Genomic DNA, 23,218 nt, shown 5'->3' with positions numbered 1-23,218 from the left:
CATGTTTGAATTTTTCTGGCACTTAGGCTCATTTATTCTTGCTTTAGGGATTTTAGTTACCGTTCATGAATATGGCCATTTTTGGGTTGCCAGAAAAGCCGGCGTTAAGGTCTTACGTTTTTCTATCGGTTTTGGTAAGCCTTTAGTTAAGTGGTATGACAAACACCAAACCGAATACGTTATCGCCGCAATTTCACTTGGTGGTTATGTCAAAATGCTCGATGAACGTGTCGACGATGTGCCAGAGCAGGAGCGCCACCTTGCCTTCAATAATAAGCCAGTACTTTCTCGTATCGCTGTGGTAGCTGCAGGCCCCATTGCGAACTTTTTGTTTGCCATTGTCGCGTTAGCGGCAATGTATATGGTAGGGGTTCAATCAGTAAAACCCGTCGTTGGAGCTGTGACACCAGCCAGTATCGCGGCGGATGCAGGGTTTCAATCAGGCGACCACATCATTGCACTGAATGATGAGTTAGTGCACTCATGGCAAGACGTTACGTTTGAATTGATGGCGCATTTAGGTGAACCATCACTGGTTGCCAAAGTACAAGATGAAAAGGGGAGCTTAGCAATTCGCACGCTACGTTTGAGTGACTGGAAGCTGGAAAAGCAGGACGAAGCGCCGCTGACCTCAGTCGGCATTACGCCATATAGGCCGCCGCTGACGCTGCAGCTCGGTTATATTGAAGAAGGTGCGGCTGCCGACAAAGGTGGCTTACAAGTAGAAGACACGCTAGTTGCGATAAATGGTGACAAATTGGCGTCGTGGCAACAGCTGGTGAGCCGAGTTCAAAAATCGGCAAATCAAGCCATAAGCATTGATATTCTGCGCGATGGGCAGCCACAAACCCTAACGGTAACCCCTCGGGCAAAAACGTCATCAGAAGGTGTCGTACAAGGCTACTTGGGCGTTGTGCCTGTGATGGAAAAATGGCCAAATGGTTATATTGAAACTAGACAATATGGCATCCTAGATAGTATGGTGCTTGGCATTCGTAAAACTTACGACTTGATTGCCTTAAGTTTCGACATGATCGGCAACTTAATCACGGGCCAAGTCTCGGTAAAAAACTTAAGCGGGCCTGTGGGGATCGCGGTTAGTGCCGGAAATAGTGTTAGTTACGGGTTAGTTGCATTTTTAGGCTTCTTAGCGCTTATCAGCGTGAATTTAGGAGTTTTTAACTTATTACCGCTCCCTGTCCTAGATGGTGGGCATTTAATGTATTACTTAATTGAACTAATTCGCAGAAAACCAGTCTCTGAAAAGACACAAGAGTTTGGGTTTAAGATTGGAGCAGCGCTTCTTCTTGCCTTAACGTTTTTTGCACTATTTAATGATGTTTCTCGGCTTTAAGCCGTGCGGTGCTAAAAAGTGCACATTATATGCAGTTTAAATGTTTGCATTTTTGTTCAAGCATACAACGGATAACATAATACAAAGGCTGTAACGTTTGAATGTTGTGATGTAGTGGGCCTTAGCGTATCGCGCCAAAATTGTTGTAAAGGATAAAGATAATAAAATGCCTATAAAAAAACACATTGCAGTAACCAGTTTACTGGGCGCTAGTTTTGCTGCCTTAGGGCAAAACTCCTTTATCGTAGAAGATTTAAAAGTAGAAGGGCTGCAGCGCGTTGCACTAGGTGCTGCATTGACACATATTCCGATCAACGTTGGTGACAATGTCGATCAGTTTACTATTTCACGCACAATCAAGGCGTTGTATAAGTCTGGCCACTTTGACAACATTGCGGTATTCCGTGATGGTAATCAGATTATTTTTAAGGTTAAAGAACGTCCAACTATCAGCTCAATCGAATTTGATGGCAACAAAGACATCAAAGACGAGCAGCTAAATGAGAGTTTAGAACAGCAAAATATTCGCCAAGGTGAGCCGTTAGACAGAACGGTACTCGATAGTATCGAAAAAGGCTTAACGGAATTCTTCCACAGTATTGGTAAATACAATGCTAAGGTTGAGGTGAGCATTGTAGAATTGCCACGTAACCGTGTGAAGTTGATGCTGAAGTTTGAAGAGGGTGATGCTGCTTCTGTACGTCAAATTAACCTTGTTGGTAATGAACTGTTCTCGGACGAAGAACTTCTTAACCTAATTGAATCTCAGCAGGACTTGCCGTGGTGGCGCTTCCTCTCTAATGACCGTTATCAAAAACAAACTATTGAAGGCGATTTAGAAAAGATCCGCAGTTTTTACCTAGACCGTGGTTATTTACGTTTTAACATCGATTCAACGCAAGTTTCAGTAAGCCCAGAACGTGAATCAGTTTATGTTACGGCAAACATCACCGAAGGTGAAAAGTATACCGTTAAAGGATTTGATTTCATTGGTGACTTACTAGGCCGTGAAGACTTAATTAAAGGTATTGTGCCACTTCGCGCTGGTGAGCTTTACAACGGCTCAGTTGTAACGGCGACGGAAGACTTCATTAAGAGTTATTTGGCGCGCTTTGGATATGCTAACGCTGAAGTGCGAACAGTCCCTGAAATTGATGACGAAAATAAAGAAGTACAACTAACGCTATCGGTAGACCCTGGTAAGCGTGTGTATGTGCGTCGAATCGTAGTGAATGGTAACCAGAATACAGCGGATGAAGTGTTACGTCGTGAAATGACGCAGCTTGAAGGTGCATGGTTGTCTAACCAAAACTTAGAGCGTTCTAAGCTTCAAATTCAACGTTTGCCATATATGGAATCGGTAGAGTTTGAAGTCAAGCCAATTCCAGGGGTTGAAGATCAGGTTGATGTTGACTTTAAAGTAAAAGAGCAACCTGCAGGCAGTTTCCAAGCGGGTGTTGCTTATGGTTCATATGCGGGCCTTCAGTTTAACATCGGTGTCAGTGAGTCTAACTTCTTGGGGTCAGGTAACCAAGTTGCGTTCAATATCAACACTTCGCGTGGTTCAGAGCGTTATAGTGTATCTTATACCGATCCGTACTTTACACCTGATGGTGTGTCGCAAGGCAGCAGTATCTTCTATAGTAAGTTCGATGCAAGTGAGTTTGGGATTGTAGATTATAAATCGACGAGCTACGGTATCGGCACTAACTTTGGTTTCCCAATCAATGCGATAAACCGTGTTAACTTTGGTATTCGTTGGATTGAAGAAAGCCTTTCGCAAATTTCAGACTTTGAGCAAACACGCGTACTTCGTGAGAGCTTCTTAAACGAAAGCGATCCAAACGCAGATTATGACTTTACCAAATATGAGTTAAGCGCAGGTTGGTCACGTGTAACGGTTAACCGTGGTATGTTCCCAACCGCAGGTTCTCGTCAAAGCTTGAACTTAAGTATTACTACACCAAACTCAGATCTTAATTTCTTCAAGATTAATTACGATTCACGTTTTTACTGGCCAATCAGTAACGACCATCGTTGGGTATTCTCAGCGAGAGCGGGCTTAGGTTATGGTAACGGTTATGGCGAGACCAATGGCTTTGAGCAAGTATTGCCATTCCAAGAGTTCTTCCGTATTTCAGAGCAAGAGCTGCGAGGCTTTGACCGAAACACGATCCTACCTCGAGCGGTACAGCGTGCGCCTAAGTGTATTCCGGGTACACCTAAACCAGATGGTACATCAGGTAGCTGTATTGGCGGCGATCAGCAATTTGATACGCTAAACCTAGGTGGCCGTATCGGTGGTAACGCAAAAGCACTAGCTGGTTTAGAGCTTATTGTACCAACGCCATTCCTAGACGAAGATAATACCAGTTCTGTAAGAACCAGCTTCTTCGTTGATGCGGCAAACGTTTGGGATACCGAGTTTGATGTAGATCGCTATAACAACTTGACGGAAGATCAATACAATCTACTTTCTGATTTCTCTGATCCATCAAGGTTCAGAGTATCAACGGGTTTATCGATTCAGTGGATCTCGCCAATGGGTCCAATGCTGATCAGTTTCGCTTACCCACTCAAAAAAGAAGAAGAAGACGATACGAAGACGATCAGCTTCAATATCAGTAATACATTCTAAGGAGTTTTATTGTGAAAAAATTTATTAAATCATCAACACTAGCCATGACAGCAGCACTAATGATGGGTGCTTCAGGTAGCGCGCTTGCACACAAAGTCGGCATCGTAGACATGCAGGAAGTGTATAAGCAAATTCCACAAATGGCGAAAATTGAACAAACGCTACAAGCTGAGTTTGCTGAGCGTCGTCAAGAGCTTGAAAAAATTCAAGGTGACATTCGTTTCGAAGCTGAAAAATTTAAGCGCGAAGCGACGACTATGAGTGAAGAGCAAAAAGAAGCGCTTCGTGAAAAAATCCAAGGAATGCAAAAGACACTTGCTGAAAAAGGTCGTCCACTAGAGCAAGAAATTAAAGTTCGTCAAAACCAAGAGCTTGCTAAAGTACAAAAGCTAATCGTAGATGCGATTGAGGCTGTTGCTAAAAAAGGTAAGTTTGATGAAGTTAAAGTAAAAGATACGACAATTTACTTCAATCCTGATAAAGTAGCCGACCTTTCTGAAGAAGTGGTAAAAGCGGTTAGCAATAAGTAATGACAAAACTTCACACCTTATCTCAACTTGCTGAGTTTCTAGGTGCTCAGCTGCAAGGTGATGGCGATAAATCAATTCGAAATATCGCCACTCTCGCACAGGCAAAAGACGACCAAATCGCGTTTTTAGCCAACAGCAAATACCGTGGTCAGCTTGAAAGCACGACTGCGGGGGCCGTGATCTTGAGTGTAAAAGACGCGGATTATTTTGCGGGTAATAAACTCATTATCGCAGATCCCTATGTAGCCTATGCAAAACTTGCACAGAAGCTAGACTCAACACCTAGCGCAGCAGCAGGAGTTCATCGTACAGCAGTTATCTCTGATACCGCGACGCTTGGCGAAAATGTCAGTGTGGGTGCGAACGCTGTAATTGAAGATGGCGCTGTGATTGGTGATGATGTTGAGATAGGGCCAGGCTGTTTCATTGGAAAACATGCCAAAATAGGCGCAAAGACTAAACTCTGGGCAAACGTGACTATCTATCATGAAGTACAGATAGGCGAGCAATGTCTATTCCAGTCTGGTGCCGTAATAGGAAGTGATGGTTTTGGCTACGCCAACGAGAAAGGCGAGTGGGTTAAAATCCCTCAAGTTGGCACCGTAATTATTGGCGACCGTGTCGAAGTTGGCGCGAGTACCTCTATTGATAGAGGTGCGCTAGAAGACACCATTATTCATAGCAACGTCATTTTAGATAACCAGATCCAAATTGCCCATAACGTCGAAGTTGGTTACGGTACAGCCATCGCAGGCTGCACGGTATTAGCGGGCAGTGTTAAGATCGGCAAGTACTGCCAAATTGGCGGCATGACAGCAATCAATGGTCACAACGAAATTTGTGATGGGGTTGTCATTACTGGTATGAGCATGGTTACTAAAGGAATTACTGAGCCAGGGATCTATTCTTCTGGTTTACCTCACCAAACGAATAAAGAGTGGCGTAAGTCTATTGCACACTTACGCAATTTATCTGACTTTAAGTCGCGCCTGAAGGCACTTGAGCTGCTGACAGCACAGCTTAAAGATACTGATGTAGAATAAGGAAGCTATTTTGGCTAACGAATTAAACAGCTTTGATATCCAAGAGATTTTAAAACTTCTTCCGCACCGCTACCCAATGTTGCTTGTTGACAAAGTGGTAGACTTTAAGCCTGGCGAATATCTTCACGCGATTAAAAACGTGACGATTAATGAGCCTATTTTCACGGGTCACTTCCCAGAGCAACCTATTTTCCCAGGTGTGTTGATCCTAGAAGCGATGGCACAGGCAACTGGTTTACTTGGTTTTAAAACGGTCGAGAATCGCAGCGAGAATGAACTATACTTATTTGCAGCGATTGACAATGCACGTTTCAAACAACCTGTTCTACCGGGTGACACGATGCATTTGCACGTTAAGTTCGAAAAAGAACGCCGTAATATCTGGAAATTCAGTGCTGAAGCTAAAGTAGAAGGCAAAACTGTGTGTTCAGCTGAAATTATGTGTGCTAGAAGAGAGTTTTAATGGCTATTCATCCTACCGCAATTATCGAATCAGGCGCGCGTCTAGGCGAGAATGTTTCTGTAGGCCCTTATAGTTATATTGGCAATGACGTAGTCATTGGCGATAACTGTAAGATTGAATCACATGTTGTGATCAAAGGCCCATCTGAAATTGGTTCAGGCAATCACATTTTCCAATTCGCGTCAGTAGGGGAAGCCTGCCAAGATAAAAAGTACAAGGATGAACCAACCAAGCTAATTATTGGTGATAACAACGTTATTCGTGAGTGTGCGACCATCCATCGTGGCACAATTCAAGACGAAGGGATCACTCGAATTGGTAGCAACAACTTATTTATGGCTTACACCCATGTAGCACACGACGCAGTCATTGGCAGCAATGTGATTTTCGCTAACAATGCGAGTGTAGCCGGACACGTACATATTGGTGACTGGGTTATCCTTGCGGGTAATTCTGGTGTACATCAATTTTGTAAAGTGGGTTCACATGCCTTTATTGGTATGTACTCGGGTGTGAACCAAGACGTGCCGCCATTTGTTACAACGACTGGCACGCCAGCGAGACCCGTTGCAATTAATACTGAAGGCTTAAAGCGTCGCGGCTTTGAGTCTGATGAAATCATGGCAACAAGACGCGCATACAAAACGTTGTTCCGTAAGGGGCTGCGTTTAGAAGATGCGTTAGAAGCGCTAAAAGAAGAGGCTTCTGAGTTCGCAGCAGTTCAACAAATGATTGATTTTATTGCGACTTCTAATCGTGGTTTGATCCGCTAAACTTGAACCGCAATACAGGTTATACTTACGCCATACATTTTGTATGGCGTTTTTTTATACTGAAAAATAACAATGGCTAACGAAAAAAATATTACCATTGGCGTGGTCGCAGGAGAGTTATCGGGCGATATACTCGGAGCAGGCCTCATAAACGCGCTAAAACTTCATTACCCCAATGCCAATTTTGTCGGGATCGGTGGTCCTAAAATGCAACAAGCTGGTTGTAAAAGCCTGTTTGACATGGATGAACTGGCTGTTATGGGACTAGTCGAAGTGCTTGGTCGCTTACCTCGCTTGCTAAAAATTAAAAAGCAATTGGTGAATTACTTTATTGATAATCCACCCGATGTATTCATCGGTATCGATGCGCCGGATTTTAATTTGCGTGTTGAAAAACCGTTGAAAGCGGCTGGGGTTAAAACCATTCAGTATGTAAGCCCAAGTGTGTGGGCGTGGCGTCAAAAACGCATCCATAAGATTGCTGAAGCGACTAACCTAGTGCTGTCTTTGCTGCCGTTCGAAAAAGCCTTTTATGATAAACATGAAGTGCCTTGTACATTTGTGGGTCACACGCTAGCGGATGAAATTCCACTTGAGCCGGATACCGCAGGTGCGCGTGCACAGCTGAGCTTAAGTCAAGATGATACGGTTTTAGCACTGCTTCCTGGTAGCCGGGGCTCTGAAGTTGGCTTATTGAGTCGCACTTACCTTGCCACTGCAAAAAAACTAGTCGATAAAATTCCCGACTTAAAAATCGTCGTGCCTTTGGTAAACGAAAAGCGCAGAGCGCAGTTTTTGGAAGCCTTGAAGGAAGTTGCGCCGGAATTGAACCCGATTATGCTTGACGGCCAGTCAGCACTGGCAATGCAAGCTGCGGATAGCGTTTTACTGGCCTCGGGTACAGCCACACTTGAGGCGATGCTATATAAAAAGCCAATGGTGGTAGGGTATAAGCTAAATCCTAAGAGTTATTGGATTTTTAATACCTTTTTTACCTTTAACATCAAATACTTTGCTTTGCCGAATTTATTGGCTGACGCACCACTTGTGCCTGAATTTTTACAGGCAGAATGTAATCCTGACGCACTCGCTGATGCACTTTTCCCGATGTTAAAGGGCAATAATAGTAAGCTTGTTAGAAAGTTTTACGAGATACATGAGAACATTCGCCTAAATGCCAGCAAACAAGCGGCTCAGGCTGTAATGGAGTTAATAGATGCAAATTGAACGTCCTGATGTGCAGTATATTGCAGGCGTTGACGAGGTAGGACGTGGCCCGTTGGTGGGTGACGTTGTGACCGCTGCCGTTATTTTAGACCCAACCAAACCAATAGTAGGGTTAACCGACTCAAAAAAACTGTCAGAGAAAAAGCGCATTGCATTGGCAGAAGAAATAAAAGAAAAGGCATTATGTTACTGCATTGCGAGAGCATCAGTTGCAGAAATTGACGATCTGAATATTCTTCACGCAACGATGTTGGCGATGACACGCGCAGTTGAAGGGTTGGAAATTCAACCAAATCATGTATTTGTTGATGGAAATCGTTTACCTAAGCTAAGTGTTGCGGCAACCGCAGTTGTAAAAGGGGATAGCCTAGTTGCCGAGATAAGTGCAGCATCCATATTGGCGAAAGTCACCCGAGACAATGAGATGTTAGCACTCGATGCGGAATATCCAGAGTTTGGTTTTGCAGGCCACAAAGGTTATCCAACCAAAGCCCATTTTGCCGCACTCGAAGCACATGGTGTTACTCCGCATCACCGTACAAGCTTTAAGCCTGTGCAACGAATTTTGGCCGAGAAGGAGTAAACATGCCAGCCCCGCAATTTGTCCATTTGCGTGTACACAGTGACTTCTCAATGGTGGATGGTCTAGCAAAGACCAAACCAATTGTGGCTAGGGCCGAAGAGCTTGCAATGCCTGCGCTTGCCATCACCGATCAAATGAACTTATGTGGTTTGGTGCGTTTTTATGGTGGCGCACACGGGGCAGGGATTAAGCCAATAATTGGTGCGGATTTTTGGCTGAAGTCAGATCAGTTTCCTGATGAACCAAGCCGAATTCTCGTTCTCGCCAAGAACAATCAAGGGTATAAAAACCTCACCTTGTTGATCTCCGATGCCTATCTTCGTGGTCATGTATTCCATCGTCCTGTTATTGATAAAGAATGGCTCGCCAAATACAAAGAAGGGCTGATCCTTATCTCGGGCGCGAAAGATGGCGATTTAGGTAAAGCCATCTTAAAAGGCAATCCTAAGCTAATTGAAGAAACGCTGGCGTTTTACGAGCAACATTTTAGCGACCATTTTTATATTGAGCTGCAACGCACAGCACGTGCACAAGAAGAAGAATATCTCCATGGTGCTGTGGAGGTCGCGGCTGCGCGTAATATACCCGTCGTTGCGACGAATGAAGTGGTGTTTTTACACGAAAAAGACTTTGATGCCCACGAAATTCGTGTTGCTATTCACGACGGCTATACATTAGAAGACAAAAATCGACCAAAACGCTTTTCTAAAGAGCAATATTTAAAGACTTCTGAGCAAATGCAAGCGCTCTTTAGTGACATTCCAGAAGCTTTAGAAAACACCGTAGAAATCGCCAAACGCTGTAACGTGACGGTACAGCTTGGCACCTACTTCCTACCAGATTATCCAACGGGCGATCTGGCGATTGAAGATTTCTTGGTAAAAGTGTCGCGAGATGGCCTAGAAGAACGGTTGCAGTTCTTATTTCCTGATGAAAATGATCGCAAAGAAAAGCGTGGTGAATATGACGACCGTCTGCAGGTTGAACTCGATGTTATCAACCAAATGGGATTCCCAGGTTACTTCTTAATCGTAATGGAGTTCATTCAGTGGAGTAAGGATAACGGCATCCCTGTAGGTCCTGGTCGTGGTTCCGGTGCCGGCTCTTTGGTGGCATATGCGCTTAAGATCACAGATCTTGACCCACTTGAATTCGATCTTCTATTCGAACGATTCCTTAACCCCGAGCGGGTTTCGATGCCAGACTTTGACGTCGACTTCTGTATGGATAGACGAGACGAGGTAATTGATCACGTTGCTAAACTGTACGGTCGAGACGCCGTATCTCAGATCATCACCTTTGGTACGATGGCGGCAAAAGCGGTAATTCGAGACGTTGGTCGTGTGCTTGGTCACCCTTATGGCTTCGTAGATAGGATCTCTAAGCTTGTACCTGGCGACCCTGGGATGACACTTGCCAAAGCGTTTGATGTTGAACCTCGCCTGCCTGAAGCTTACGATAGCGATGAAGAAGTTCGTGAACTGATTGATAAATGTCGTATTCTTGAAGGCTGTACGCGTAACGCAGGTAAACACGCCGGTGGTGTTGTTATCTCGCCTACCACCATTACCGACTTTGCAGCGCTGTATTGCGATGAAGAAGGTAAATTCCCAGTTACCCAGTTTGATAAGAATGACGTAGAAACTGCAGGTCTGGTTAAGTTTGACTTCCTCGGTCTAAGAACGCTAACCATTTTGCAATGGGCGCTCGACATGGCGAACGAACGCCTTGGTAGAGAAAGTCGTGAGCCGATTGATATCGCTGCGATCCCATTGGATGACCCTGCAAGTTTTAAAGTGTTACTAGACGCACAAACAACTGCGGTATTTCAGTTGGAATCTCGTGGTATGAAAGACTTGATCCGTCGCTTGAAGCCAGACTGTTTCGAAGACATGATCGCACTGGTTGCGCTATTCCGTCCGGGTCCTTTGCAATCAGGCATGGTAGATAACTTTATCGACCGTAAGCATGGTCGTGAAGAAGTATCGTATCCAGACGCACAATACCAGCATGAAAGTCTACAACCCATACTGGAGCCAACCTACGGGATCATCCTATATCAAGAACAGGTAATGCAGATAGCGCAGGTGCTTGCCGGTTATAGTCTAGGTGGCGCTGACTTGCTTCGTCGTGCGATGGGTAAGAAAAAGCCTGAAGAAATGGCGAAGCAACGTGCAACGTTCGAAGATGGTGCCAAAGATAATGGCGTCGAAGGCGAACTTGCCATGAAAATCTTCGACTTGGTAGAAAAGTTCGCGGGTTACGGCTTTAACAAATCACACTCCGCAGCCTACGCGTTAGTGTCGTACCAAACGCTATGGATGAAGACCCATTTCCCTGCCGAGTTTATGGCGGCAGTAATGTCAGCGGATATGGATAACACCGACAAAATCGTAACCTTGGTAGATGAATGCGAAAATATGAAGTTGACGCTGCTACCACCAGACGTGAATGCCGGTGTCTACAAATTTGCTGTAAATCTTCAAGGTGAGATCGTCTATGGTTTAGGTGCGATAAAAGGGGTGGGTGAAGGCCCCGTTGAAGCGATCCTTGAAGCGCGAGCCCAAGGGGGAGAATTTAAAGATTTATTCGACTTCTGTGCGCGAGTTGATTTAAAGCGTCTAAATAAACGCGTGATTGAAAAGCTCATTTACGCAGGAGCGCTTGATAAGCTTGGCCCTGACAGAGATCAGCCTGGGCGCGCGACTTTACTGGCAAGCTTAAAAGATGCCATGAAGTCGGCAGAGCAGCATCACAAAGCCGAATCACTTGGACAGAGCGACTTATTTGGTTTGCTAGCAGTTGAGCCTGAGGAGGTTGAGCAAGCCTTTATCAAAGCCACGCCGCTTAGCGATAAAGAATGGTTAAATGGGGAAAAAGAAACCTTAGGTCTTTATCTAACAGGCCACCCAATTAACCAATATCGTAAAGAATTAAAATATTATACCTCTGGCAAGTTAGTTGACTTACAACCCGGTAATCGTGATACGGTAGCAACCGCGGCGGGACTGGTTATCAATGCTCGTACCTTGATAAACAAAAAAGGAGCGCGTTGGGGGCTTATCACTTTAGATGACAAAAGTGCCCGAATTGATGTACGCTTATTTCCTGAACAGTTTGAAATGTACCAAGAAATGCTGCAAATTAACCAAATCTTGGTAATATCTGGACAGGTCAGCTTTGATAACTTCTCTGGTGGCATTACAATGACCGCAAGAGAAATCTCTACCATTGCTCAGGCGCGAGAAAAGCGTATTAGTGCAATAAAAATGACGCTAAATATGGCTCAAATTGACGCGAACTTCTTTGATAATTTCAAAAAAGTGCTAGAACCATACAAATTTGGAACGTGTCCGGTAAAAATTAAATATCAGCGTCCTGATGCATTAGCAGAGTTAACATTAGGAACACAATGGTGTGTGACGCCAAGTGATGAGCTTTTAACTCGTTTATCACTGTTGGCGGCGCAGGAATTAGAATTAGAATTTAACTAAACAGGTAGTTTAGAGCATGAGCCTCAATTATCTTGAATTTGAACTTCCAATCGCTGAATTGGAAGCAAAAATCAAAGAATTACAAAACGTAAGCCGCTCTGGCGATTTAGATCTTAGCCTTGAAGAAGAGATAAGCCGCTTAAAAGACAAAAATGTTGAGCTAACCAAGAAAATTTTCGATGGTTTAGGTACTTGGCAAGTGTCTCAATTAGCGCGTCATCCGCTTCGTCCATATACTCGCGATTATATTGAACGCATTTTTACCGAGTTTGACGAGTTCGCAGGCGACCGTACTTTTGCTAACGATCCGGCTATTCTTGGTGGTGTTGCACGTCTTGACGACAAGCCAGTAATGATTATCGGTCAGCAAAAAGGTCGTGATACGGCTGAAAAAATCAAACGTAATTTTGGTATGCCAAAGCCAGAAGGTTACCGTAAAGCATTACGCTTAATGGAAATGGCTGAACGCTTTAAGATGCCAATCATTACCTTTATCGACACTCCGGGAGCTTACCCGGGTGTAGGTGCTGAAGAGCGCGGTCAAAGTGAAGCGATTGCACGTAACCTTAAGGTGATGGCAGCGCTCAAAGTGCCAACCATTTGTACTGTGATCGGTGAAGGCGGCTCTGGTGGCGCATTGGCTATTGGGGTAGGTGACAGAGTAAACATGCTGCAATACAGCACGTATTCGGTAATTTCACCTGAAGGTTGTGCTTCTATTCTTTGGAAGAGTGCAGACAAAGCTTCACTTGCAGCAGAAGCAATGGGTGTATCAGCTTCTCGCGTAAAAGAGTTAGACCTTATCAATAACATCATCGAAGAGCCGCTAGGTGGCGCACACCGCAATTACGATGCGATGGCGAAAAACCTGAAAGTGCAGCTTAAACGTGACTTGGCTGATCTTGAAGCGCTAAGCACCGAAGAGATGTTAGATCAGCGTTATAAGCGTCTGATGTCATTTGGTTATTGTTAATACGGGTTCTGCTCGTATTGATATCAATGCTAATTTAAGTTAAAAAGCCGCTATTGAGCGGCTTTTTTTATTGATTGTAGAAAACATGATTAATAGTCGGGTTTACCAACAAGTAGAGTCAAGTTTAAAGGTATTGAGTTCCAGCCTTGACGCCAAAGGGTTGTGTATTGCTTTATCTGGTGGTGTGGATTCGGTTGTGTTGCTCCATCTTTGTCGAGAATATGCAAACAAGCATAACGTTATACTCCAAGCGGTTTATGTTAATCATGGCTTGTCACAGCACGCTACGCAGTGGCAGCAGTTTTGTAAATCGCTTTGTGAAACACTCAATGTTCCCTTTGTTGCAAAACAGGTTGCTATTACTCGGAAAACCCGTACTAGCCTTGAAGCGCAAGCACGCGAAGCTCGCTATCAAGCTTTAGATGACGCGGCCAAAGCCGGTTTTGCAATCGTACTTGGGCAACATGCCGATGACCAAGTAGAAACTTTCTTACTGAGATTAAAGCGCGGCTCGGGATTACTCGGGCTTGGAGCGATGAGAGCGACTACTCAGCTGCCATCTGGGCGCTATTGTATTCGTCCGTTACTTGCCGTTAGTCGCAGTGACATTGAAGCATTTGCACAGCAGTTTGGCCTTGAGCATATTACTGATGAGTCCAACGCTGACGATGTGTTTGACCGTAACTTTTTACGCAATCAGGTGATCCCGCTACTTACCTCTCGATTCAATGGTTTTGTAGGTAACACACTGCGCAGTATTGATATTCTACAGCGCCAACAAGCCATAATTGATGAGGTGAGTGAAGAAGACTTGCAAAAGTGTCGTTGTCGGATGGCGCTAAATATCACGGCTTTACAACGGCTCTCTTGTGCAAGAAGAGATAATGTTATCAGACTGTGGCTATCAAAGCAGGGCATAGAGATGCCGAGTCACAAACAGCTAGATGAAATCGTACAACAGGCGTTTTTATCGCGCCAAGACAGTCAACTTGAAATTCGTTTTAAGCAAGGCGCAGTGAGGCGCTATCGTGACGCACTTTATTGGGTAACGGAAACTAGCCAAAAGCATGACATTGAGACCGTTAACCTCAACGAACTCAGCGGACAAAGTACACCTGTTGCTTTACAAACTGGCAAGGGGATCCGCAAACCTTTCACGGACGAAATCGTTAGCATTCGCTACGGCAGACTTAAAGATAAAATCAAACCACAAAGCAAACCTGGCTCTAATACCTTGAAACATTGGCTAAAAGATTTACACATTCCAAGCTGGGAGCGTGATTCTATTGCGGTTGTTTATTACAATGATACACCGGTTGCGGTGAACGGACTGTTTGTGAGTGCCGATCACGCAGAAGACAATGGCATTATTTGGGTAGTAAAAGATGACTGAAAGTAAAAAGATTGGCCAACAGTTAGCGCAAAAGGCACCTTATGCGGTGGTGTTCACTGCGGTGGTGTTTATCGTACTTTTTATGTCGAGTGAAGTGGTGTGGCTAAATCAAATATTTGCTTCCGCGTCAGGCATTATCAGTATCGTGTTTTTACTTCTGTATTGGCATGGTAAGGGTGGAATGTATTTTATTCTTGGCTTACTTGCGCCAATGCTTGCGGTGATGTTTTCAGAGTTACCCGATTTCCTTGCGCTTGCATGGGTAATAAATGGATTTTTTAACGGCGCGGCGTTAGCCCTGATGGCCTACCTATACTTAGGAAAAGGTGCTCAGCGTTAACGCATAACACTGAGCAAAAGGGGAAGTGTTTTTTTATACTGCGCGAGCGCAGTTTCGTCCGGCTGCTTTGGCGCGGTATAAGCCGCTATCCGAACGAGCAAATATGTTGTCGGCAGTATCATGGCTCGATGCCAGCGTAAAGCCAATGCTCGTGGTCACCGTATATTTAGCCAACATGCTCGACTTTCTTACGGCTTCCATAATTCTTTCTGCAATTACCTTGTTGGTGGTAAACGCAGGATCGTCAATTAAAATGGCGAACTCATCACCACCGAATCTAAATACCGAATCAGTTGCGCGCGTTGAGGTTTGCAAAATACGTGAAAACTCAACCAACACTTCATCACCGGCTTTATGACCATGAACATCATTCACCTGCTTAAAGTTGTCTAAATCTAAAAGCATTAGGCTAAAATTACGATGTTGACGACGGCAACGCTCGAGTTTCTCTTCTAAATTGTCAGTAAATTGACTGCGATTATAAAGTCCTGTTAGAGAGTCCTTAGTTGCTAATTGCAATACACGGTTGTACATCAAGGCATTACGCATTGGGTAAATTAAACAGGCGTGTAATTTTGACAATTTTGCCTTGATCGCTTCACTAAATGGAAACTCACTGAAATACACCAGCTGTCCTAAGTGCTCTTTTTCTAGCTCAAGATCAAACGTACTAGCCGGAAATTGGCTATCGCTGTCCTTCATCTGAAAGACACCAAGGCTACAATGGAACTGGAGCCCCGAAATTTTTGAAATTCTTGCCACATGCTCCGCGTAAATAGTCAACAGCTCTTCAATGTTGAGTGTTGTCTGAAGTTTGTCGACTAATCGCGCGTAGTGTTCACCGCCTTGCGTACTATACTGTTCAGAATTGAACGGCAAGTAATCGCCTCTGGTCGGCAATCTCTGTGTCAAAATATGGACATTTTCCATATTTCTTCCCCTTAAATACAACAATACATGATTAATATGCGAACTTTGTGCCAAAAATTTAAACTGGCTTAAAAACAAACGCTTGCTATATTTAAGAGAAAGAAAAAGAAATCCACCTTTATTCCCCGTCAATTTTTTCGCTCAGGAGGCAGATTGCAAAGTATCTTCGCGCAGGTTTTTGCCTTGCTGTTATGTGCAGTGATTTTAGTCTGGTCCTTTAAGCGGATTGGCTTGCCGCCTATTCTGGCTTATTTGCTCACTGGAGTCATTGCAGGCAGTCACGGCATTGGATGGATGAGTGACAGCCAAGAAATCCACTTTATGGCCGAGCTTGGGATCGTGTTTTTACTGTTCAGTTTAGGGCTTGAATTTTCCGTGCCAAAATTAATGGCAATGCGAAACGTAGTATTCGGTTTAGGGAGTTTGCAGGTCATCGTTACCACGATCATTGGTATGTTTGTGTTGCGTTTTATGCAATATGAGTGGGTGGGTGCATTTGTGATTGCAAGCCTCATTGCACTTTCTTCTACGGCGGTTGTGGTTAAGCTGTTAAAGGAGCTGGGGATGCTCAACACACGTCATGGTCAGCTCGGTATTGGCATGTTGTTATTCCAAGATATTGCCGTTGTGCCGCTGCTCATCGCGTTTCCGCTTATTTCCTCTGCGAGTAATTCAGAGCTGGCGTCAGCGCTACTTTTTGCATTTGCTAAGGGTGCGGTTGTGTGTCTGGTTTTATGGGCAGTAGGTAAGTGGTTACTACCTAAAATATTTAACGAAATCGCATTAGTAAGAACAGATGAGCTCTTTGTTTTATCTACTTTAGTTGTTGCCCTGTGCGCGGGTTCGCTCACTTATGCATTCGGACTTTCAATGGCGCTCGGCGCATTTTTAGCGGGCATGATGTTAGGGGAAAGCCAATATCGGCATCAGCTTGAGGCAGAAATTAGACCGTTTCGAGATATTCTAATGGGACTTTTTTTTGTCACAGTGGGTATGCAACTAGATATTCCTTATGTGCTCGACCAGTTTATTTATATTGTTGCAGCACTTGGCGCTGTGCTTGAGATCAAAGTGTTGATCATCGTTGGCGTTGCGCAGTTAATGGGAGAGCGTAAAAAAGACGCATGGGGCGCTGGTATTTTGATCTGGCAAATGGGGGAATTTGGCTTTGTATTGGTTGCTCTTGCCAGTAAACATCAATTATTAGACAAGAATGAAGTGTCCTTCTTGATCACGCTTGGCGTGTTGTCTATGGCGTTAACGCCTTATCTTATTAGTAAAACCGCGCATATTCTCAATATCTTGGGAATAGAAAAAGACTGGCAACCCGAAGCGCCAAGTGGTTATAACGCGGCTGATTTAAAAAATCATGTTGTGATTTTTGGCTACGCGCGTGTTGGTCAAACTATCGCACGATTTTTACGTCCGGAGGCTATTCCATATATTGCGGTAGAGCGCAACCCGCAAATTGTACAAGACGCACAAATTGCGGGTGAGCCCGTGTTATTTGGTCATGCGGCACAAAAAACGCTGTTAAAGTCAGCAAATATTGATAAAGCGCGCTTGGTTATCATTACCTTTGATGACTTTGAACAGACGCAGGTGGTTGTTGACGCCATTCGTCGGCGTACCCACGAAGTGAAGATCTTGGTACGCATGAAAGATGACAGCTACATGGAGCAATTAAAAGCCATGGGCGTCGCAGAAGTTGTGCCAGAAACTTTAGAAGCAAGTTTGATGCTGGTTTCTCATGTGTTGTACATGTCTGGCGTGCCAATGCGCAGAATTTTTCGTCGCGTCAGTAAAGAGCGAGAAAATCGTTATCCGTATTTACATGGTTTTTTTGCTGGAGACAGCAGTGATCTGCATGAAGTCACAGGTGAGCGGTTAGAATATCTGCATGCCATTGCTTTGCCTGACCATGCATTTGCCGTTAACAAATCGATTGCTGAGCTTGAGCTCAACGTTAAGCGCGTTGATATTACTGCGTTAAGGCGTGACGGCGAAGAAATTGCTCAACCAGATGAGCAAACCGTTTTACGCGTTAATGATGTTTTGCTGTTAAAGGGGAAACCCCGCCGCGTTGAACGTGCGGAGCAGTTTTTACTCGATGGCCTACCGTAATAACGTTTCTTAAATTTATGCTTTTTTAACAGATCGCCGCGTAAAGCGTCTCCTACAACACGGAGTAGGCCTGCGTTCTTGCTCTATCTATGTGCCTTGATCATCAGGTGTATTAAATGACACGATATGCTTTTGTAACAAATGCATTTGAGTAAACAAAAAGGTTTCACCGTTAAAATCTGCCAAGTAACGGCTGTTACTGGGTACCTCTGCAAGGCGTTGATATATCCCTGTACTGAGATGATAAGACCATAGCTGGTTGTCGTTGTTTACGCCGTACAATATACCATCTTTATAAACGGCAAATGGCTGCGCTAACTGAGCGCGTAACGCATTGATCTCAGTCGGTATAGGATCTGTGTTTGTGTTAACAAGCCAAAAACGCTGATTCATATCTTGATACAGAAAATGATCACTATCTACTTGCGTGGCCCAAACTACATTTTCAGAAACAATGAGTGAGGCCTCTTTGGTATCTTTATTAAGAATGTAAAGCCCCGCGTTTCCATTCTCCCTTGCTGTGACCAACAACGTTTTCGGCGTTAGCCACTGCAGGACAGAATCAATAGCAAGCGAATTAGCAATGAGGGTTTTCTCACCATTTAAAGACCAAATAGTGAGTCCTTGTTGTGTTGTGCCCGCTATCTCATTACCCGCAGGAGACCACACAATTCGTTTGCTGATATTGTCTTGCTGTGAATCGGTAAGCTGTGCAACACCTTGGTCATTATAAAGCCATAATTGCCTTGAACCAGTACGTGTAGACGTAAAAGCAATATGATCACCATAAGGTTGAAACTGAGGGTTGTCTTCCTTCATTGTTGTTCTGGCTATCTTTGCTGCCGCAGTGGTTTGGTGATTTCGTATTTGAGCAAGACTTAATGTAAAAATATCGGTATCGGCATTTATCTGTGTCGCTAAAATCTGTTTTCCATCAGCTGAAAAAGAAGCCTCCCTTAGATTTTTTCTACCCCCAGTATCAAGTGCAACCATTCTCCCGTTGGTTTGCAGTTTATAAAGTCCATTAGTCGTCGATGCGAGCAAATACTCGCCGCTTGGATGATAACTGACTTCAATTGGCTGTAATGGTGACAATTCGTGCGGTAGTAATATCTTTGCCGTGATCGTTGGTGTCTTATCGGGATTGTAAATATTCAGGTGATGAGAGTTGTGCTCATCAATGCTTACCATTGCGAAAACATTTTTATCTGCAAGATAGTCAAGAGTGTAGTTTTCAAAGTTTGGCATATACTCGGTAGTGCGGCTTTTTTTTGTCTTTAAATCAAAAAGGTAGGGCACTGCTTGTTTGGGACGTAAATGAGATAAGTAACTGATCTCGCCATTTTTCATCCAATTTGGACGCCATATGGGCTTTTCTTGGCAAGCAATAACGGCATGTGGATTTTGTGGTGAGTTGATTGCAGTATCGACATTTAGTGTGTTTAAAGACCAGCAAAAGGGAGACGTCTCTTGAGCCTTGCAATGACTCCGTTCGGTAAAAGTTAGTTGCTTTGCGTCCTGTGACCAACTTGGTTTTCCGTACACGCCCTGGCGAGCGGTTAAACGAGAGGTTTTGTGCGAGGCTAGATTTTTGACCCAAAGCTGACTATGGCAATTATCGCTAAAGCGCTGAAAAACAATCCATTGTCCATTGGGTGAGTAGCTGGCATTTGCATCCCATGCGTCACTTGTGGTCATTGGAGTAAAAGTAGGTTGAATAGGTACTCTGGGGGCGGTTTCGGGTGCAATTATAATAGTAAAGAGGTAAGCCGTGATAACTACCACTAGTGCCGCCACCCCAAATTTTGCAGCGCGTGGGCGAGATTTTTGAGTCGCTTTATGCGCGCTCGGCTTATCGCTTGTCGACGTAACGGATGCCTCTAAACTATAGCCTTTTTTACTGTGCGTTTTTATAAACTCTAACTCACTATCAGCATATTTGAATACTTGGCGAATTTGGAAAATGCAGCGCTGCAATGTATTGGGAGAAACAACTCTGTCGTGCCAAACGGTGTTAAGTAGTTGCTCAAAGCTCACTACTTCTCTGGGTTGTTTTGCCAATTCACAAAGCACCGCTATTGCTTTAGGGGGGAGCGCATAAGTCTGTTGGTCGATAACAATATGATTGCGGTTTACATCCACAAGGTGCTCTGCAATCAAAAACTGCTTTAATTCCATTTTAAAATTCTTTTTTCAGCGAATTATCAGCGAAAAATCAGCAAACTTTGCTGTTTTATCGCCCTGTTTTTTTCTAATGTAACACACTGATAAAAATAAACTAAAAAGGAAAGTCATGCGTTTTATTATTTTGCTATTGTTAATGCTACTTGCAGCATTGGGCAAGGTGTATGGGCAAACATTAGAACAACAAGCCATCACGATTGGGTCTAAAATAACTTTTGCATCTAAGATATTAAGTGAGAATAGGGAGGTCATGGTTTATACGCCAAATGATTATGACCCTAAGAAACAATATCAAGTGTTGTACTTACTCGATGCAGAATTCTTTTTTACCCAAACCGTGGGCATTGTGGAGTCTTTGGTTAGCACTGGAAAAATACCAGCTACCATCGTTGTTGGGTTGAAAACCACGGTGAGAACAAGAGACTACTTACCGCCAATTAACGGTGAGGCTCAAAGTGATAGACAGCGCTGGATTAAAGAGAAGTTTCCTCAATTTGGCAAGACAACCGAGTTTACAGCCTTCTTAACTCAAGAGTTATTTCCTTTCATTGAGTCACAATATTTACTCAAACCTAATCGTACGTTAGTAGGGTATTCCAATGGTGGGATCTACGGACTACACACCTTTCTAAATAAGCCAGAGATATTTACTAATTATCTGCTTATTAGCCCGCCAGGTTGGTGGGGTGAGGAAGAGCTCGATCAGCAGTTTAAAGCACTTAGCAACTCAGCACATGATTTACGTCGCAATCTGTATATTAGTATCGCAGGGGAAGGAGGCGACTTTTACACCAACGGTATGCGAGTTGCGTCAAACCTGAAAGCACTTCGATCAAAAGAAGTAAATTGGCAATTTAGCCTCAAAGAATTGGAAACGCATCAAACTACGTTCTACCCAAGTCTCTATGAAGGACTAACAAAACTTTTTGATGATTTTTATTTTGAGCTTAATGAAGAAGCAGGAAAATATGCGCATATCTCTGATATTGAAGATTATTATCTAAAGCTCTCTAAGCGCTATGAGTTTGATGTGTTAGTGCCAGAGTCTATATACAGAGCACTTGCTGACGCGCAAATCAGCCATAAACGTGTAGACGCTGCATTTGCGACTTTAAATGCATTTGTCACGCGTTATCCCGACTCGTCTTATGCGCATGCAAGCCTAGGCCATGGATATTTAGAGAATAAAGCGTATAACAAGGCGTTGAAAAGCTTTAATCACGCCTTGCAACTTGCGAAAGCACAGCAAGTCGACGACCCGTCAGTATATGATTATTTTGAAAGCATGATAGCCCAAGCAAAAAGCAAAATCGTGCAGTAAGCTATACAGATCGCCGCGTAAAGCGTCTCCTACAACACAAAGTAGGAGCAGGTTCACCCTGCGATCTTTTATGCTTTTACTACCTGTCAAGCTTGCTCAATAAATGCTGCTTAACGGTGGGCCATTCTGAGGCGATAATCGAATACACAACAGTGTCTCTTAGCTCGCTGTTTCTACCGATCTGGTGGCTGCGCAAGATACCATCGAGTTTGGCGCCAAGCCGCTCAATCGCATTGCGAGAGGCATGATTAAAAAAGTGGGTTCTAAATTCAACGGCAATGGCGTCAAAATCTTCAAAAAGTTGCTGTAACAGCAAAAGCTTACACTCCGTGTTAACCGCTGTTCGACGTACTTTATCGCTGTACCAAGTATAGCCAAGCATGGCACGGCGATTGGCTATATCTGCATTGTAATAGCGGGTGGTTCCCACAATTTCGTTGCTGCTATTTAGCCTTACTGCATACGCAAGGTTGCCTTCAGAACCTTGGCTTATCGCAGTGTTAACATAGCGTTCCATATCGTCTGGAGTGGGTACATTGGCATACCAAAGCTTCCAAGCTTCACCATCTTTTACTGCTTGTTGCAGGGCATTAATATGGGTTGTTGATAATGGTTCAAGGGTGACATGCTGTCCTATCAGTGGTTTATTAGCTGGCCACATGCGGTACTACTTCCTTATTTTGAGTATTTTGACGGTATCTTGTTTTGCAAGAGATACAGCTAAGTGATTTGGGTCAGTTACAAAAGCCAAGGCCGATATATTGGTTAAAGGATTGGTCAAATCATCAAAAGTTGCGATATGTGTGAGCTTGCCCGTTGCGGTAACGCTAAACTCTGCAATACCAGAGCTACTCTCTGAGGCTGCGAACAACCTTTTGCCATCAGCAGCAAGTAACAAGGTGGAGACACCGTTAAGTGGCTTGCCAACTTGGTTTGCATCAATGGTCTGGAGTAAATGATATTGACCATTTTGTTGACGCTCAAAGGCTAAAATGCTGTTACTGCCCGCCGCTGCAACATAAAAAACAGTGAAATCTGAGCTTGCAACTAAGGCTTGTGGTTTACTGAGTGCGAGCAAGTTAGTGTCGTCTTTAACGATGCGCTGTTTAACAGTATAAGTACCTTTTGTCTGTTGCCACAGCGTAATGACATCGCCTTCATAACCTGCAACGATAAGCGCGTTAGCCTCTTTACTTACTAGCACATCCACAGGCCCACCCATATCAGTTTGCTCAGCGCTATCAATAGGGCCGAGCCACGTCACGCTGTTTGTAGGCGTGATCCTAAAAGCAGTGATGGTATTGCTTTTATAACTTGGGATAAATGCATAGCGCTTGTCGCCACTTAAACTAATTTTCCAAGGTGCAAACAAGCCAAGGGTGTCATGAGCTGAGGCATTTTTGGTTGGATCAAACACCACTTTGTAAGACACTTCGTCAGAAAAGGTTTGCACAAGGTTAAACTTACCCGTTTTATCTTTTGCAAACACATTTAATGCACCATCGTAAAAGCTAGTGTTAAGAATGAGATTGCTATTTACGAATACCGCATCGGATGCGCCAGTAAGTAAAAGCGGTTGCGCGTCGCTCGATTGAAAGAGTTGATCTTGGACTAGCTGCTTATTTTCATTAAGCGTAAATGTAACCACTGCGTTATCGTCGCCACTTACTGCAACGGCCTGTGTACCTTGGTGATTAAAACGCAGCTGCCTTGGATTATCTAAGCCGCTAAACCCTGCGGTGTTATTTTGGATGGTTTGAACAACGTCGAACGTTTGGCTGTGTGCGCAAAATGAAATTGACCCAAGTGCGATAAGCATAAGTGCACTTATAGTAGGTTTATACATCT

Annotated in this window: 18 protein-coding genes; 14 read left to right on the top strand and 4 right to left on the bottom strand. The window is 44.0% G+C overall.

The genetic code is table 11. From position 1 onward, the window contains the following. Position 1: 1 nt before the first annotated feature. The 12 genes from rseP to ABMY45_RS01705 all read left to right on the top strand — a co-directional run bounded on the left by rseP (position 2) and on the right by ABMY45_RS01705 (position 14,811). Complete coding sequence (gene rseP / locus ABMY45_RS01760) at positions 2–1,354, top strand: sigma E protease regulator RseP (RefSeq protein ID WP_349288319.1); 1,353 nt, start codon at positions 2–4, stop codon at positions 1,352–1,354. Between the two features lie 166 nt (positions 1,355–1,520). After that, positions 1,521–3,992 carry an outer membrane protein assembly factor BamA gene (gene bamA / locus ABMY45_RS01755; RefSeq protein ID WP_010606775.1) on the top strand — a complete coding sequence of 824 codons (2,472 nt, stop codon included), beginning with the start codon at positions 1,521–1,523 and terminating at the stop codon, positions 3,990–3,992. A gap of 11 nt (positions 3,993–4,003) precedes the next feature. Beyond that, on the top strand, positions 4,004–4,522 hold the full coding sequence (locus ABMY45_RS01750) for an OmpH family outer membrane protein (RefSeq protein WP_010606776.1): 519 nt from the start codon (positions 4,004–4,006) through the stop codon (positions 4,520–4,522). Beyond that, complete coding sequence (lpxD, locus tag ABMY45_RS01745; RefSeq protein WP_211866556.1) at positions 4,522–5,565, top strand: UDP-3-O-(3-hydroxymyristoyl)glucosamine N-acyltransferase; 1,044 nt, start codon at positions 4,522–4,524, stop codon at positions 5,563–5,565. Before ABMY45_RS01750 ends, lpxD begins: the two co-directional genes overlap by 1 nt. Before the next feature lie 10 nt (positions 5,566–5,575). Next, a complete protein-coding gene (gene fabZ, locus ABMY45_RS01740) occupies positions 5,576–6,028 on the top strand; it encodes a 3-hydroxyacyl-ACP dehydratase FabZ (RefSeq protein WP_010371351.1) in 453 nt (150 codons plus the stop codon). Then, entirely contained in the window at positions 6,028–6,801 is a 774-nt protein-coding gene (gene lpxA / locus ABMY45_RS01735) for an acyl-ACP--UDP-N-acetylglucosamine O-acyltransferase (RefSeq protein ID WP_088530226.1), read from the top strand. The genes fabZ and lpxA overlap by 1 nt, the downstream gene beginning before the upstream one ends. Positions 6,802–6,873: 72 nt before the next feature. After that, positions 6,874–8,028: a lipid-A-disaccharide synthase gene (gene lpxB / locus ABMY45_RS01730; RefSeq protein WP_010606779.1), complete on the top strand. Its 1,155-nt coding sequence runs from the start codon at positions 6,874–6,876 to the stop codon at positions 8,026–8,028. Next, entirely contained in the window at positions 8,018–8,611 is a 594-nt protein-coding gene (rnhB, locus tag ABMY45_RS01725) for a ribonuclease HII (RefSeq protein WP_010606780.1), read from the top strand. Before lpxB ends, rnhB begins: the two co-directional genes overlap by 11 nt. A gap of 2 nt (positions 8,612–8,613) precedes the next feature. Continuing rightward, entirely contained in the window at positions 8,614–12,105 is a 3,492-nt protein-coding gene (gene dnaE, locus ABMY45_RS01720) for a DNA polymerase III subunit alpha (RefSeq protein ID WP_102057105.1), read from the top strand. 16 nt (positions 12,106–12,121) lie between these two features. After that, entirely contained in the window at positions 12,122–13,078 is a 957-nt protein-coding gene (gene accA / locus ABMY45_RS01715) for an acetyl-CoA carboxylase carboxyl transferase subunit alpha (RefSeq protein ID WP_010606782.1), read from the top strand. 85 nt (positions 13,079–13,163) lie between these two features. Continuing rightward, positions 13,164–14,471 carry a tRNA lysidine(34) synthetase TilS gene (gene tilS / locus ABMY45_RS01710; RefSeq protein ID WP_206471037.1) on the top strand — a complete coding sequence of 436 codons (1,308 nt, stop codon included), beginning with the start codon at positions 13,164–13,166 and terminating at the stop codon, positions 14,469–14,471. Then, a complete protein-coding gene (locus ABMY45_RS01705; protein WP_239420828.1) occupies positions 14,464–14,811 on the top strand; it encodes a hypothetical protein in 348 nt (115 codons plus the stop codon). Before tilS ends, ABMY45_RS01705 begins: the two co-directional genes overlap by 8 nt. Before the next feature lie 33 nt (positions 14,812–14,844). Here ABMY45_RS01705 and ABMY45_RS01700 read toward each other — a convergent pair whose 3' ends face one another. Continuing rightward, positions 14,845–15,741 (bottom strand): GGDEF domain-containing protein, encoded by an 897-nt coding sequence (locus ABMY45_RS01700; RefSeq protein ID WP_102057103.1) that lies wholly within the window; start codon positions 15,739–15,741, stop codon positions 14,845–14,847. A gap of 153 nt (positions 15,742–15,894) precedes the next feature. Here ABMY45_RS01700 and ABMY45_RS01695 point away from each other — a divergent pair, with 153 nt between their 5' ends. Continuing rightward, positions 15,895–17,865, top strand: coding sequence for a monovalent cation:proton antiporter-2 (CPA2) family protein (locus ABMY45_RS01695; protein ID WP_349288318.1), 1,971 nt, complete (start codon positions 15,895–15,897; stop codon positions 17,863–17,865). 87 nt (positions 17,866–17,952) lie between these two features. On the opposite strand, the gene ABMY45_RS01690 is transcribed toward ABMY45_RS01695, so the two are convergent. After that, entirely contained in the window at positions 17,953–20,043 is a 2,091-nt protein-coding gene (locus ABMY45_RS01690) for a winged helix-turn-helix domain-containing protein (RefSeq protein WP_349288317.1), read from the bottom strand. A 115-nt stretch (positions 20,044–20,158) separates the two neighbouring features. On the opposite strand from ABMY45_RS01690, the gene ABMY45_RS01685 reads away from it, so the two are divergent. Next, entirely contained in the window at positions 20,159–21,370 is a 1,212-nt protein-coding gene (locus ABMY45_RS01685) for an alpha/beta hydrolase-fold protein (protein WP_349288316.1), read from the top strand. 79 nt (positions 21,371–21,449) lie between these two features. Here the strand turns inward: ABMY45_RS01685 and ABMY45_RS01680 are convergent, their stop codons facing one another. Both ABMY45_RS01680 and ABMY45_RS01675 read right to left on the bottom strand, forming a co-directional pair. Then, positions 21,450–22,031, bottom strand: a complete 582-nt coding sequence (locus ABMY45_RS01680; protein WP_227387005.1) for a GNAT family protein — start codon at positions 22,029–22,031, stop codon at positions 21,450–21,452. A 6-nt stretch (positions 22,032–22,037) separates the two neighbouring features. Continuing rightward, positions 22,038–23,216 carry a beta-propeller fold lactonase family protein gene (locus ABMY45_RS01675; RefSeq protein ID WP_227387006.1) on the bottom strand — a complete coding sequence of 393 codons (1,179 nt, stop codon included), beginning with the start codon at positions 23,214–23,216 and terminating at the stop codon, positions 22,038–22,040. Positions 23,217–23,218: the final 2 nt, after the last annotated feature.

Source organism: Pseudoalteromonas sp. XMcav11-Q, assembly GCF_040104525.1.
Lineage (GTDB): Bacteria > Pseudomonadota > Gammaproteobacteria > Enterobacterales > Alteromonadaceae > Pseudoalteromonas.
The sequence above is the reverse complement of the archived record's forward strand: the minus strand, read 5'-3'. Positions and strand labels throughout refer to the sequence as shown.